Source organism: Variovorax sp. V15, assembly GCF_041154425.1.
In the GTDB taxonomy this organism is placed as follows: domain Bacteria; phylum Pseudomonadota; class Gammaproteobacteria; order Burkholderiales; family Burkholderiaceae_C; genus Variovorax; species Variovorax guangxiensis.
On the sequence record NZ_AP028659.1, the window covers coordinates 4,035,077 to 4,047,776 of the forward strand.

Consider the following 12,700-nt stretch of genomic DNA (forward strand, 5'->3'; position numbering starts at 1 on the left):
GTCGATTACAGCGGCAGTGCGTCACCGCGGGCCGCCGCACGGGCAGCGGCACGCACGGTGGAGCGATCGAGGCCGCTGGCCAATACCGGCGCGACGCGCGAGGTCACGCCTTCGGCATACGGGTTCTCGCTGTGGGCAGCGGCCACTGCTTCGGCACGGACGGCGGCGCGGCTGGTGGTCGATGCGATCAGTTGCACGGGGCCTTGGTTGGCGCCGTCTGCATACGGGTTGCCGCTGCGCGCGGCGACCACGGCCTGGCTGGCAACGTCGGCACGGCTGGCGGCCGAGGTCAGCTGATGCACGCCGTCATAGCTTTCGGCATGGGCGGCACCGGCAGCGGCCAGCAGGGCGAGGGAGATGGCGGAGAGGAGCTTCGAGGCGGTCATTTGGATTTCCTTCAATTCAGTTCTTTGCATACGGGATGGTTTCGAACCGGTCTTGGGTGGGGCGCCGTCCCTCTCGGGGGCAGCCACCTCGCTCGGGGCCTGTTCATCCAGACTGGCTTGCTTGTTTGTCGTGGGCTGGTCTGTGAGATGAATTGTGAGCCCGCGGATAGGTAAAAACCCGAAGCAAAAAGAACCGCGGTGTTCATGCGGTGGAAACAATCACGGCAAAGCTGAAAGCATGGAGGAGACGCTTGGGACTCAAGGGGATTCTTGTCGATGCGCGCGTGTAGCTCAGTAGAGTGCGGCTCGGCGGAATTCCGTTTCTGTCGCTCACCACCCGTGCACGCACCACCGACCATGAAGTTTGGCTACACCATCATCTACGTTCCCGACGTCACCCACTCCCTGCAGTTCTTTGAACAGGCATTCGGCTTCGCGAGGAGGTTCCTCCACGAATCCGGTACCTACGGCGAACTGGCCACGGGGGAGACCACACTCGCCTTTGCCGCGCATGCACTTGCGGGCTCGAATTTTCCGCAAGGGCATGTGGCAGCATCGGACTCGGTCAAGCCGCTGGGCATCGAGGTCGCCTTCGTGACGGACGATGTCCAGGCGGCACACGACCGTGCCATCGAGGCCGGCGCATCCGAACTTTCGCCGCCAGTTGCCAAGCCATGGGGCCAAGTGGTCTCCTACGTGCGCTGCCCCGACGGCACACTGGTCGAGCTGTGCTCTCCCGTCGGAGGCTGAACCGCCCGACGTGGGCCTCGTTCACTCGGCCTACTTGCCGGCGACGCTGGCCACGTTCACCACGCCCTTCATGCCCGCGTCGTAGTGCCCCGGCTGCAGGCAGCCGAAATCGACCTTCCCTGCCTTCGTGAACTGCCAGACGACTTCGCCCGTCTTGCCCGGCGCCAGCGTCACCATGTTCGGCTCGGCGTGCTCCATCTCGGGGTTCTTCATCATCGCGGCGTAGTGCGACTTCAGTTCCTGCGCGGTGCCGAGCACCAGCTCGTGCTTCAGCTTGCCCGAGTTCTTCACGACGAAGCGCACGGTCTCGCCCTTCTTGACCGTGATGTTGGCGGGCGTGAAGCGCATGCTGTCCGTCATGTCGACCTCGACCGTGCGGGTCGCCTTGGCGGCCACGCCGGGTTTGCCGATGGCGTCGCTGTGCGAGCCCGAGGCCGACGCGCCGGTGGCAGACAAAGCCAGCAGCGTTGCGAAGGCGGAGGTGGCGAGGAATGCGTGTTTCATGATTCGATGCTCCTTGAAGTGGCGATGGACGATTGGCGAATGAATAAGAAAGAAGTCAGACCGACGCATCGAATTCTGGAAAGCCCATCCGGCCAGCGCCTTTCGCGCGGATTGCAAGGGCGTAATCCGCGCATCCGCCCGTAAGATGGCGCCCGCCCCCTCCCGGGGCCATCCTGGAGCGAAGAAGAAAAAGATGTCCCACCCCGTCTACCTTTCCAGCTCGAAGCTGCCACGCATGCCCGAAGGCAGCCGCAACGAGTGGCGCGGCCTCTTCGGCCACGGCGGGGAACTGGAGGCCAACGCCTTCTTCCCGCTGTTCTGGCGGGCGCTCTTCAGCGAAGGCGACATCCGCCACGCACGCTTCGTCGAGGCCTACGACATCGATGACGAAGACAGCGCCATCGAACGCGAGGAGTGCCTGCAGGACTACGGCCCCGAAACCGCCTACCCCTATCTAGTCACGGACAAGGCCACGGCGCTGTCGCGGCTCGCTGCGCGGCGCGAAGCCATCGTCGCGGCCATCGGCGAGCGATACAGGCCTCTCTACGAAGGCTTCGAGGCCTGGACCGCGCAAGGCTTCGCGGACCACATCCTGCTGCGGACCGAAGGCCTGCCCGATGCCGCCGATGCCGAGCCGTGGCTTCGCTCCGAATTGGCCCTCGTCGACAAGCTGAACGACACCGGCGCACTCGCCGGGCTCGTGTCCGATCTCTCGCGCCATGACACCGACCCGGTCTGGCAGCTCGCGGGCATCGGCGCCTCGCCGGGCGGCCCCTGGCCCACGCCGGCGGTGAGAGCCATCTTTCCCGACCCGAGCCAGCGAGCGCCTCGCAAACAACGAAGCGCCCGGCACGCGGAGGAACGCAAGAGCAAACCCAGGAGCTGGATCGATCCGGTGCTCGAATGGCTGGCTGTCGCGCTGTCTTCGAGCGCGGCGCTGGGAACCTATGCGTTCACGCGCTCTATCTGGCTGACGCTGCTTGTCTTTCTTTGCGCGGCCATCGCACTGGGCTTGGGAGTCGCCAGACTGCGCGGGCCGAGGTCCTGATGAAGCCCGGGGAAACTATCGGAGCCGGCCACGGTCCCAGCCCGCAGAAGGAGTCCATTCGCACCATGCGCACATTCGCCGCAAGCGCCCTCTTCTGTCTTCTCGCCCTCATGCATGCCGACGGCGCATCGGCCCAGTCGCTGAGCTGCGGCGGCACGCTTTCCGGCGTGGGCGATTCCAAGTTCTCGGTGGTGCAGAAATGCGGCGAGCCGATGTCGAAGGAGTTCGTCTGCGTGCCCCGGCCGCAGGTGGCGTGGGTGCTCTCGCCCTACCCGGGCGGCCCGGCGCAGCAGGTGGTGACGCAGCAGTGCGTGCCGATGGAAGACTGGGTGTACCACCGGGGTCAGGGCAACTTCCTCGGCATCGTCCGGTTCTACAACGGCGCTGTCGAATCGGTGCGCGACGGCGAGAAGATGCGATAGCCGGCAGCCGCAAGACCACGATGAACATCACGATCAGGAACGAAGCGGCGTCCGACGCGCCAGCCATCGAGGCAGTGACGGCCGCGGCATTTCTCGATGCCGGGCACTCGAGCCGCACCGAACAATTCATCGTCAACGCGTTGCGCAGTGCCGGCCAGCTTTCCGTCTCGCTCGTTGCCGAGATTGCCGGCGGGCAAGTCGTCGGCCATGTCGCCATATCGCCGGTGCGCATCTCGGACGACTCGGCCGGCTGGTACGGGCTCGGGCCGGTTTCGGTTGCGCCCGAACATCAAGGGCAAGGCATCGGCGTGCAGCTCGTGAACAAGGCGCTGGCTGCATTGCGCGATTTGGGCGCGGCCGGCTGCGTGGTGCTGGGCGAGCCGGCCTACTACGGCCGCTTCGGCTTCGCGGCAACGCCCGCGCTGGTCTACCCCGGCGTACCGCCGCAGTATTTCCAGGCGCTGCTCCTGAACGGCACGATGCCATCGGGCACAGTCGCGTATCACGCGGCCTTCGAAGCGACCGCCTGATCAGGGCGGCAGCACCAGCGGGCCGCAGTTCTCCTCGGTCACGAACACCGACACCAGCCTGGCGTGCTTCACCGGATCGGGGTTCTCCGCGAACAGGTGCAGCGTGCCGGGCGGCTCGAAGAAGGTTTCTCCCGGCCTGTAGTCGCCCGCCGGTCCGCCAGCGAGCTGCGAACGCACCGTGCCTTCGAGAATGATCGCGGTCACCGAGCCCGGGTGCCGGTGCGCCGGTGAATAGGCCATGGGCGGAAAGTCGACGATGGCGGTGGTCACCGACTTGCCGGGCACATGGGGCAGCGCCTCGCAGGAGATCACCTTCACCGAGGTGCGCGGCCGCGCGGCGGCGGCGGAGCCTTCGGGCGCGGGCGCCGACGAGAACATCGGGCGGCTCACGGTGCTGCAGATGTCGTCGATGAGCCGCGCCGTCGACTGCCTGCTCGCATGCGGCAGCAAGGCCCAGCCCGCCGCCACGAACGCCAGCGCGGCAAAGCCGATGCCCGCGCGGCGCCGCATCAACAGCGGCAGCGCATTCACGGCGTGGCTCCCGACCGCGCCTCGGCCCGCCAGCCCAGCGCCTGCTTCGCCTTCTCGCTGCTGACTTCGTTGCCGTCCTCCGCGATGTTGAAGATGCCGCCCATGGAGCGCTGCAGCGCCAGCAAGGCGGCTCGCGCGGCGGCTTCCACATGCAGCGGGCTCGGGCCCTTGGATGTCTCGGTCGAAGTGTTCGGCCCGTACAGCTGGCCGTAGCGCAGCACCGTGGCGGTCATGCCATGTGCGCCCATCACGCTCTGCTCCAGGGCGGCCACGCCGCCCACGCTGACGCGGCGCGCGCCTTCGGCCCCGATGTCCAGCGGCTGCGCTTCGGTGAAGGGCTTCGGCCCCGGCGCGTAGGCCCAGGCGATGCTCTGCGCCACCAGCCGCTTCGCGCCCGCCGCCTGCGCCGCGGCCACGAGGTTGCGCGTGCCCTCGGTGCGCACTCGCGCATTGAGCACGGCGGCATCGGCCATGCGGGCCGGGTCCAGGTCCTTGGGCAGGTCGGTGAGCTGGTGGATCACGCCCCAGGGCGCGATGCGCACCAGCGCCTCGCGCAGGGCCGCCGCGTCGAACACGTCGACGACGACCGGGTGCACGCCCATCGCTTCCAATGCGCCCACCCGGTCCGCGCGCCGGGTGCTGCCGTGAACGGTGTAGCCCGCCTCGATCAGCATCGGGATCAGCGCGACGCCCACCGCGCCGGTCGCTCCCGCCAGAAATACCTTCTCGCTCATTGCATTCTTCCTTCCAGGCTGTCCATGAGGACGAGCTTAGGTCTACGATGCCCCATCCAAAAGAGCCAAGAATCGCCGAAACGACCAGGCCATGATGACCCAGCCCCAAGCACCGAAGGACGTACCGGGAATCGACCGGGCCAGGACGACGCCGCTGTTCCGGCAGATCTACGAGCGCTACCGCAGCGCCATCGAGCAAGGCACGCTGCGCCCCGGCGACCGCGTCGCCTCGGCGCGCAGCCTCGCGGCCGAACTCGGCGTGGCGCGCGGCACCATCGAGGCCGCCTACAACCAGCTGACCGGCGAAGGCTATTTCTCTTCTCGCGGACAGGCGGGCACGGTGGTGTCGCCATCGCTGCCGCAGCATCGGCCGGCAAGGCGGGAGCCGCCCCGCGGCATCGACAAGCCGGCGCCCGATGCGCTCAAGCACCCGGGCGAGCCACCGCTCATGCAGCTGGGCATCCCGGCGCTCGATGCGTTTCCGCGCAAGCTGTGGTCGCGCCTCGCCGCCCGCCGCGCGCGGGCCATGAACGCGGCCGACATGTTCTACGGCGACCCCGGCGGCTACCCGCCGCTGCGCGAAGCCATCGCGGCCTACCTGCAGGTGTCGCGCGGCGTCTCGTGCCATACCTCGCAGGTGCTGGTGACGGGCGGCTACCGCGCCTCGCTCGCGCTCGTCGCGCGCACGCTGCTGAAGAAGGACGAGCGCGTGTGGATCGAGGACCCCGGTTTTCCGCCGACGCAGGAGGTGTTGCGCGCTGCCGGCCACCGCACGGTGCCGGTGCCCGTGGACGAAGACGGCCTCGTCGTCGCGCGCGGCCTGCGCAAGGCGCCCGAAGCCCGGATGGCTATCGTGACGCCTTCACACCAGGCACCGCTGGGCGTGTCGATGACGCTCGCGCGGCGGCTCCAGCTGCTCGACTGGGCCTCGAAAGCCGGCGCCTGGATCGTCGAGGACGACTACGACGGCGAGTACCGCTACGCCGGCGCACCGCTGCCCGCGCTCAAAAGCCTGGATGGCCACGACCGCGTGCTGTACGCCGGCAGCTTCTCGAAGGTGCTCTTCCCCGGGCTGGCGCTGGGCTACCTCGTCGTTCCCGAATCGCTGTGCCCGCGCTTCGAGGAAGCGGCGCGCACATGGTCGAACGGCAGCCCGCAGAGCACGCAGGCAGTGGTGGCCGACTTCATGCGCGAGGGCCACTTCCCGCGCCACCTGAAGAAGATGCGCCTGCTCTACGCGCGCCGCCGCGCGATGCTCGTTGCCGCGCTGCAGAAGGCTTTCGGCGATGCAGTGCACCTCGACCTACGCAGCGGCGGCATGCACCTCATCGCGCGCTTCGACGGGCGCGAGGAAGATGACGTCGCGCTGGCCCGCCGCGCGCAGCAGGCGGGGCTCAACTGCCAGCCGCTGTCGGCACGCGGCGTCTCGGGGCCCGGCGCGCAGGGCCTGCTGATGGGCTTCACCAACATCGCGACCGCCGCCGAGGCCAACCGGCTCGCCGCGAGGCTGCACGCGGCGCTGGGTTGAACAATCCGCCTCAGGCGGCCTCGTCGTCGACCGCCGAGCTTCGGTCCTTGATGCGCGTGACCTGCGACAACACAGCGTCTTCCGCCGTCATGTCCGGCCGCTGCCCCCTGTAGACCGGCTGCTCGAACTTGCCACCGGCATAGCGGTAGAGATAGCGCACCTCCACCAGCGCGCCCACGGCCGGCAGCGCCTCGTTGGGTGGCACCGTCACGTTGCCCAGATCGACCATCTCGCCGCCATCGTCGCGCAGTCCCACGGCCACCGAGCGCTGGGCGTTCACACGGATCACTTCGCAGGTCGCGCTCTGGTTGAACTTGAACTTCAGGCTGCTCGTGCTGCGGCCCGCGGCGAAGGGTGCGTCGAGCGACTTGAGCACATAGCCTTCGCCGTGCGCGGCCAGCAGCTCGGCGGCACGGCGGCGCTTGCCCTCGGCCGTGAGCTCGAGTTCGAGCAGGCTGATCCACGGCATCGACGGCGCGACCGTGCGCAGATGGCCGAATCGCTCGATGAAGGGCGCGCCGCGCAGGTCCTCGCCGTGCAACTCCAGGAGGTCAAAGGCCATGAAGGCATCGCCCACGTGCTCGCCCGCGATCACGGTGCGCCCAGGCTGTGCTGCGGCCGCTGCGACCCAGGCCTGCGGAATGTCGACGAACAGTCCGCGCCGGTTGGTGCCGCGCACAGTCTCGCCCTCGATCAGCAGGATGCGGTTTTCTCCGTCGGCTTTTTCCTGCAGGCCCCAGCCGGGGTCGTCGAAGTAGCGCGCGGCCTGCTCCTCGAGGATCAGCGTGGGCAGCTGCGGCAGCTCCCCGCTCACGCGGCCGGCAAGGTCGGTGGAGGTGTAGAGCACGCCGGACTGGTCGGTCGTGTAGCCCTTGGAAGTCTTCTCCTTGACGACCTTGTCGTAGATCTTCAGCGCGGCCTCGTAGGCGACCGGGCTGCTGGTCTTGGTGCCGGTGGAAAGCGTGCCGCCGCGCCGGCCATTGCCGTAGTCGACCACCCAGCCGTCGCCCTTGGGCCGAAGGTGCACCTGGTAGACCTTGTCCGAGCCTGCGCCCGTGAAGTAGAGAAAGCTCGACTGCGGAGTCTGCGCGGTGTTCGACATCTGGAGAATCGCTGCGTGGTTGCCGGAGCGCGCATGCTACACAGGCAAGAGCGAAGTGATCGCGGTGAACTCTGCAAACGCCCGCTAAGATGCGCGGCGACACAAGAAAGCAGCACAAGCACCAACCGAAGGCAGGGGAGGCCTCCGCGTGAAGCGCATTCGCTCAGAGAAATTGATCCGCACGAAGCCCGGCGTGGCAGGCGCCGCCGGCTTCAGCACAGTGGAACTGTTCGCCCTGCCGGAAGCTCCCGGCCATGTGGTGCACGTGAGCACCAGCCGCGACGGGCTGCAATGGAAGGAAACGGTCTTCACCCCGTCGCCGCTGCCCTTCGAGGCAGCCAGCACCGCATTCGAGCATGCCGTTGCCGCGCAGATCGCGCAGGGCTATGTGCCCGAAGGCTCCGCCGCACCGGCTCCGGCGGCAACCCCGCCCACCGCTGCCGCCATCGCGCACCCCGGCGACGCCGTGCTGCTGGCAGCCATCCGCCCCGACGCATGGCGGCTGCTGCCCCCGGTGCGCCGCACCCGAGTCGTGTGGCGCATCGGGGAACGCCGGCTCGCTGCCGCCGTGCCGCAGCTTATCGACCACATCGAGACCGGGGAGCCGATGCTCGACTATTGCATCGCCTGGGCCGTCGGCCGATGCGGCGACGCTGGCGCCTTCGAGGCGATGCGCGAGCTGTCGAAGCGCGGACGCACGCCGGTGGTCACGCGCGCCGCGCGATGGGCAGCGCTCGCACTCTGGCCCGAGGAGCAGCGCGCAGCCGAGGCGGCGCGCATCATCGACGACTGGCCCGCCCCGCTACGACGCGCCTGGGCCGCGATGGGCGAAGTGCCCATCGCACAGTCCATGCCGCTGCTCCAGCAGCATCTGGCCGACCCGGCGCTCTGGAACGGATTGAAGTACGCCGTCTGGGTCGAGCAGCTCTTCGACCTGTCGCTGCTCGAAGGCCGCCGCGCCGACGGGCTCGCGCATGCCGCGCTGCTCCAGATCGCGCCGACGCTGCAGCTCGCGGCCGGCAGCTTCCGCGCATGGCGGCGCCTCTACAAGGGCGCGGAGTTCGCGGGCGACTATGAGTTGCTCGGCGTGCTGCACCAGCGCCTCGAAACGCAGCGCGCGGCATTCCGCACCGGCGGTCGCTGGGCGCAGGTCAACGGACGCTACGTCGAAATCGCGAAGGAAATCGTGCGGCCCGACAGCCGCCTCGCCTACAGCCAGCGCACGCGCGACTACCTGCGCCGCCGCACCTGGCGCAACCTGCGCAGGCTTGCCCTGGCCGGCGCGGCCGATGAAGCCGACTGGCTCCGGCTCGCCATGGGCGTGCTGCTCGCGGCCGACGACGCCGAAGCCGGCACCGCCGGCCAACAGCGCGAGTCGCGCTGGACGCCCGAGCCGCGCAGCTGGCACACCGGCCCCTACAGCCGCTGGCTGGTGCTGATGCAGCTGCTGCATCGCCACGACCCCGAATGGGAAGCACAGCGTGGCGGCCTGCAGTGGCGCCGCGGCACGCCGCTGCCCGCGCAGCGCCTGAACCGCACCGAAGCCTGGCCCGAACGCTGGGATCGCCATCCGCAGGCACTGCTGCAGCTGATGCAGCAGGGCCGCTGCGCCGCCGTGCACGCCTTCGCCGCGCGCGCGCTGCAGGACAACAAGCCCTTCTGCGAAGCGCTCGAAGCGCCCACGGTCTGGCGCCTGCTGGCCAGCACCTGGGAAGACACGGCGCGCTTCGCGCTGGGCATCGCACGCCAGCGCATCGCGGCGGGCGAAGCCCCCCTGCCCTGGCTGCCCGCGCTGTTGGGCTCCCCGCTGGCCGAGGCGCGCACGCTCGCGCTCGAATACATCGGGCAGGACCCGGGCCTCTACAGCCAGCAGGTCGGCCTGCTGCTGATGCTGCTGACCTCGGCCGACGCCGAAGTGCGCCGCGCCTCACGCCTGCTGCTGCAGGCCGCCGCGCCGAACCCTTCGACGCTCGATGTGCTCGCCTCCGAACTGCTCTCGTGGCTGTCGGCCTGCGATGCCGCGCAGCCGCAGCTCGACGCCATCTGCGAGAACTTGCAATGGGCGCTGCAGGGCCTGCTGCGCACGGCTGCCGCCAAGGCGCCGCTCGACAGGCTGCTGGCGCTCTTCGATCATGCGAGCCCCGACGTCGTGCGCACCGCCGCAGAGTGGCTGCTGCTGCATCCGGCCTCGGTGCAGGGGCTGCCGGTGAGCGTGCTCACTCGGCTGCTGCAGTCCGACGACGAGCGGCTGCGCGGTGCCGGCGTGCGGCTCTTCACATCGCTGCCCGACGAGTCGCTGGTCACCCAGCCCGAACTCTTTGCCGCCTTCTGCAGCAGCCCGATGCCGGTCGTGCGTGCCGCCGTCGCACCGCGCCTTGCGCAGTTGCTGCCCGCGCACCCGGCCTTCGCCGCCGCGCTGATGCCGCTGCTGCGCGACGAGCTGTTCCGCGCCGAAGCCGCCGAGGGCGTGTTCGATTCGCTGCTGCAATGGCTGTGCGGCCCGCTGGCCGAGCACACGCGCCGCGGCGAGCCCGCCGTGACGCTGCGCCTGCTCGAAGCGCGCAGCAAGGGCGCGCAGCGCCTGGGCGCATGGCTGCTGCCTCAGCAGGACGCTCTCAGCTTCAGCGTGCTGCAGACCGCGAGCTTCGGCCTTGTCGACACCGCCGCCGCGCGCCAGTGGGCCACCGAACAACTGGCCGCCAGGCCGGAACGCACCCTCGCCGAACTCGGCGACGCGCTGCGCATATTCGACAGCCGCTGGGACGACGCGCGCGACTGGGCGCGCCAGTGGTTCGGCGCCCAGGGCGAATCCAGCCTGTGGACGCCCGCGCTGCTCGTGCGCCTGTGCGACCACAAGGACGCGGGCGCCCAGCGCCTGGGCCGCGAGCTGCTCACCACGCATTTCGACGTGACCGACGTCACCACCTACATGCTGCAGCTCAGCCAGCATCCCTCGCCGGGCATGCAGCTCTTCGTGACCAACTGGCTGGCCTCGGCCGCGAGCCGCAATGCCGACGTGCTCGCGCGGCTGGAGCCGTACTTCCTCAGCGTGCTCTCGCAGGCCAACCGGGGCCGGCTGGCCAAGGCGCGCGTCATGGAGTTCCTGGCCGCGCAGGCGATGCACTCGGAAGACATCGCGCGCATCGTCGCCCGCGTGTTCGCACGGCAGGCCGTGACAGGCGCGATCACCGAGCGCGCGCAATACGTGGCCGGGCTGCGCAGCATCCAGGAAGCCTTCCCCGGGCTGGACAACCCCTTGCAGACTGCGCCGGTGCGCAGCATCGCGCCGCGCCGCGCGCCTCCGCCCTCTTCCTCCGCCCTGACCGGAGGGCCCGCCGCATGAGATTCCAGTACCGCTACTTCGGCCATTCAGGCGCACAGCACACGGCCAACAGCACCGCGCTGCAGTTCGCGCCCGATACGCTGCGCGCGCCGGTGCACTTCGTCGCCGACATCAACCGCCACCTGCCGTTCCGCGAAGGCATGTCGGCACTGCACGACGTGGTGGTGGGCGACCTGCGCTTCAAGCCGCGCGACAAGAGCGCGTACCTCGAATGGCTGGCCGGGCAGGAGGGCCAGCTGCTCGCGCAGTTCATGGCGCGCAGCGACGAGCTGAAGGCGCAGATGGAACCCATCAGCACGGAGCTGGCCGAGCTGCGCAAGCGCAAGCAGTCGGTGCTGCAGCCCTTCATGAGCGCGCAGAAGCGCTACTTCGACCACCTCTACAAGGTCAACCGCGAGGCGTGGTTCGTGCTCGACCCGGTCATCACGGTGCACCCCGACCGCGTGTTCTTCGAGTGCTTCAGCCAGGACGAGTCGAGCTACGGCATGTTCGCGTGCAGCCACGACGTGTTCGACCGGGTGAGCGACCATGCGTACGGCACCACCAACGTCGACTATTCGGAGTCGCTGTACGACGAGTTCCAGAAGATCCGCGACTACAAGACGACGCGGCTGGCCATCGACCCCGGCGGCTTCCAGGTTCAGAGCGACAACGATCCGGCCTTCCACGAGCCCAAGATCGACGTGCCCGACAGCTGGGTGCGCGGCTTCCTGCAGGTGAGCAGCGCGATGCTGCTGCCCGCGCACCGGCTGCAGCTGCACCCGATGGACATCCACAACATCTGCCTGGTGCTGCGCCGGCGCAAGGAACGCGTGGGCCCGCGTTCGCTGCGCTTCGTGCTGCGGCCGGGGCAGCCAGTGCGCATCGTGTTCGAGCCCTGGGGCCACGAGCTGGTGTGCCCGCGCTCCACGCACAGTGCCGCCGCCGACATCGACATCCGCGTGTGGGGCCGGCGCCGCCTGCTGCAGCTCGAACGCCTGGTGCCGGTGGCACAGGGCTTCACCGTGCACCTGCTGGGCACCGGCATGCCCAGCTTCTGGGTCGCGCAGATGCCCGACATGGAATTCACCCTCGGCCTCTCGGGCTGGACCGCCAACGACTGGTCGCGCAACGGCCACTTCGAACTGCTGCAGCCGCGGCAGGCGGTCGACCAGGACAGCCTGCTGCGCGTGTTCGCGGCGCTGGGCGAACGCTGGCGCGCCACCACCGCCGAGCTGGCGGCGGCCACGGGTCTTTCGACGCTCACGGTCGATGCCGCGCTCGGCGGCTACGTGCAGGCAGGGCGCGTGGTGTACGACATCGCGCACGGCGTGTGGCGGCTGCGCGAGCTCAGCCGCGAGCCGCTGCCCATGGACAAGCTGCGCTACGCCAGCCCCGAGGAGGAAGCCGCGGCCGAACTGGTGCGCGCGCGCCGCATCGCGGGCGTGAAGACGCAGGCGCGCGCCGACGGCGGCGTTTCCATCAGCGGCAAGTGCAAGGGCGCGTCCGGGCAGCGCGAGTACTTCATGAGCCTGCAGCTCGACGCCGACCAGCGCGTCGCCTCGGGCGAATGCCAGTGCAGCCACTTCGTGCGCCACCGCATGACCAAGGGGCCGTGCGAGCACATGCTCGCGCTGCGCCTGTCGGCCGCGCCTTCGATCACCGCGAACACGACGACAACAACAACGACAGACCAGGAAAGGACCACCGCCCACATCGGCTGATACACTGCTTTTTGCGAACGGAGCGGGAAGGCTCTTGCAATCCGGTCGGCGTATCGCCGCCCTCGCATACAGCACTTCCCAAGCGTCACTGGACGTCTCTTCACTGTGCCGGATGGCCA

General features: G+C 69.1%; 12 protein-coding genes. 7 read left to right on the plus strand and 5 right to left on the minus strand.

What is annotated here, in order from left to right; translation table 11 throughout:
- Positions 1–5: 5 nt before the first annotated feature.
- On the minus strand, positions 6–386 hold the full coding sequence (locus tag ACAM57_RS19175) for a helicase SNF2 (RefSeq protein WP_126020343.1): 381 nt from the start codon (positions 384–386) through the stop codon (positions 6–8).
- 357 nt (positions 387–743) lie between these two features.
- On the opposite strand from ACAM57_RS19175, the gene ACAM57_RS19180 reads away from it, so the two are divergent.
- On the plus strand, positions 744–1,136 hold the full coding sequence (locus ACAM57_RS19180; RefSeq protein WP_369658520.1) for a VOC family protein: 393 nt from the start codon (positions 744–746) through the stop codon (positions 1,134–1,136).
- Between the two features lie 30 nt (positions 1,137–1,166).
- Here the strand turns inward: ACAM57_RS19180 and ACAM57_RS19185 are convergent, their stop codons facing one another.
- A complete protein-coding gene (locus ACAM57_RS19185; protein ID WP_369658521.1) occupies positions 1,167–1,640 on the minus strand; it encodes a plastocyanin/azurin family copper-binding protein in 474 nt (157 codons plus the stop codon).
- Between the two features lie 193 nt (positions 1,641–1,833).
- Here ACAM57_RS19185 and ACAM57_RS19190 point away from each other — a divergent pair, with 193 nt between their 5' ends.
- From ACAM57_RS19190 to ACAM57_RS19200, 3 genes are all read left to right on the plus strand, one after another.
- Positions 1,834–2,688, plus strand: coding sequence for a hypothetical protein (locus ACAM57_RS19190; RefSeq protein ID WP_369658522.1), 855 nt, complete (start codon positions 1,834–1,836; stop codon positions 2,686–2,688).
- Between the two features lie 65 nt (positions 2,689–2,753).
- A complete protein-coding gene (locus ACAM57_RS19195; RefSeq protein ID WP_369658523.1) occupies positions 2,754–3,110 on the plus strand; it encodes a DUF2845 domain-containing protein in 357 nt (118 codons plus the stop codon).
- A 20-nt stretch (positions 3,111–3,130) separates the two neighbouring features.
- On the plus strand, positions 3,131–3,640 hold the full coding sequence (locus tag ACAM57_RS19200; RefSeq protein ID WP_369658524.1) for a GNAT family N-acetyltransferase: 510 nt from the start codon (positions 3,131–3,133) through the stop codon (positions 3,638–3,640).
- Here ACAM57_RS19200 and ACAM57_RS19205 read toward each other — a convergent pair whose 3' ends face one another.
- Positions 3,641–4,150: a cupin domain-containing protein gene (locus ACAM57_RS19205; RefSeq protein ID WP_369662456.1), complete on the minus strand. Its 510-nt coding sequence runs from the start codon at positions 4,148–4,150 to the stop codon at positions 3,641–3,643.
- Between the two features lie 17 nt (positions 4,151–4,167).
- Positions 4,168–4,905 (minus strand): NAD(P)-dependent oxidoreductase, encoded by a 738-nt coding sequence (locus ACAM57_RS19210; protein ID WP_184641965.1) that lies wholly within the window; start codon positions 4,903–4,905, stop codon positions 4,168–4,170.
- Positions 4,906–4,996: 91 nt separating this feature from the next.
- Between ACAM57_RS19210 and ACAM57_RS19215 the strand changes: the two genes are divergently transcribed.
- On the plus strand, positions 4,997–6,433 hold the full coding sequence (locus ACAM57_RS19215) for a PLP-dependent aminotransferase family protein (protein ID WP_369658525.1): 1,437 nt from the start codon (positions 4,997–4,999) through the stop codon (positions 6,431–6,433).
- A 10-nt stretch (positions 6,434–6,443) separates the two neighbouring features.
- On the opposite strand, the gene ACAM57_RS19220 is transcribed toward ACAM57_RS19215, so the two are convergent.
- Entirely contained in the window at positions 6,444–7,535 is a 1,092-nt protein-coding gene (locus ACAM57_RS19220) for an ATP-dependent DNA ligase (RefSeq protein WP_369658526.1), read from the minus strand.
- A gap of 148 nt (positions 7,536–7,683) precedes the next feature.
- On the opposite strand from ACAM57_RS19220, the gene ACAM57_RS19225 reads away from it, so the two are divergent.
- The gene (locus tag ACAM57_RS19225) at positions 7,684–10,878 is read left to right on the plus strand and encodes a hypothetical protein (RefSeq protein WP_369658527.1); all 3,195 of its coding nucleotides are present in this window, start codon (positions 7,684–7,686) and stop codon (positions 10,876–10,878) included.
- A complete protein-coding gene (locus ACAM57_RS19230) occupies positions 10,875–12,581 on the plus strand; it encodes an SWIM zinc finger family protein (RefSeq protein ID WP_369658528.1) in 1,707 nt (568 codons plus the stop codon). The genes ACAM57_RS19225 and ACAM57_RS19230 overlap by 4 nt, the downstream gene beginning before the upstream one ends.
- The last annotated feature ends 119 nt before the right edge of the window (positions 12,582–12,700 follow it).

Coding starts and splice junctions, on each gene's coding strand:
- ACAM57_RS19205 (WP_369662456.1), bottom strand. CDS start 4,150: ATGCGGCGCCGCGCGGGCATCGGCTTTGCCGCGCTGGCGTTCGTGGCG.
- ACAM57_RS19195 (WP_369658523.1), top strand. CDS start 2,754: ATGCGCACATTCGCCGCAAGCGCCCTCTTCTGTCTTCTCGCCCTCATG.
- ACAM57_RS19210 (WP_184641965.1), bottom strand. CDS start 4,905: ATGAGCGAGAAGGTATTTCTGGCGGGAGCGACCGGCGCGGTGGGCGTC.
- ACAM57_RS19220 (WP_369658526.1), bottom strand. CDS start 7,535: ATGTCGAACACCGCGCAGACTCCGCAGTCGAGCTTTCTCTACTTCACG.
- ACAM57_RS19230 (WP_369658528.1), top strand. CDS start 10,875: ATGAGATTCCAGTACCGCTACTTCGGCCATTCAGGCGCACAGCACACG.
- ACAM57_RS19190 (WP_369658522.1), top strand. CDS start 1,834: ATGTCCCACCCCGTCTACCTTTCCAGCTCGAAGCTGCCACGCATGCCC.
- ACAM57_RS19185 (WP_369658521.1), bottom strand. CDS start 1,640: ATGAAACACGCATTCCTCGCCACCTCCGCCTTCGCAACGCTGCTGGCT.
- ACAM57_RS19215 (WP_369658525.1), top strand. CDS start 4,997: ATGATGACCCAGCCCCAAGCACCGAAGGACGTACCGGGAATCGACCGG.
- ACAM57_RS19180 (WP_369658520.1), top strand. CDS start 744: ATGAAGTTTGGCTACACCATCATCTACGTTCCCGACGTCACCCACTCC.
- ACAM57_RS19175 (WP_126020343.1), bottom strand. CDS start 386: ATGACCGCCTCGAAGCTCCTCTCCGCCATCTCCCTCGCCCTGCTGGCC.
- ACAM57_RS19200 (WP_369658524.1), top strand. CDS start 3,131: ATGAACATCACGATCAGGAACGAAGCGGCGTCCGACGCGCCAGCCATC.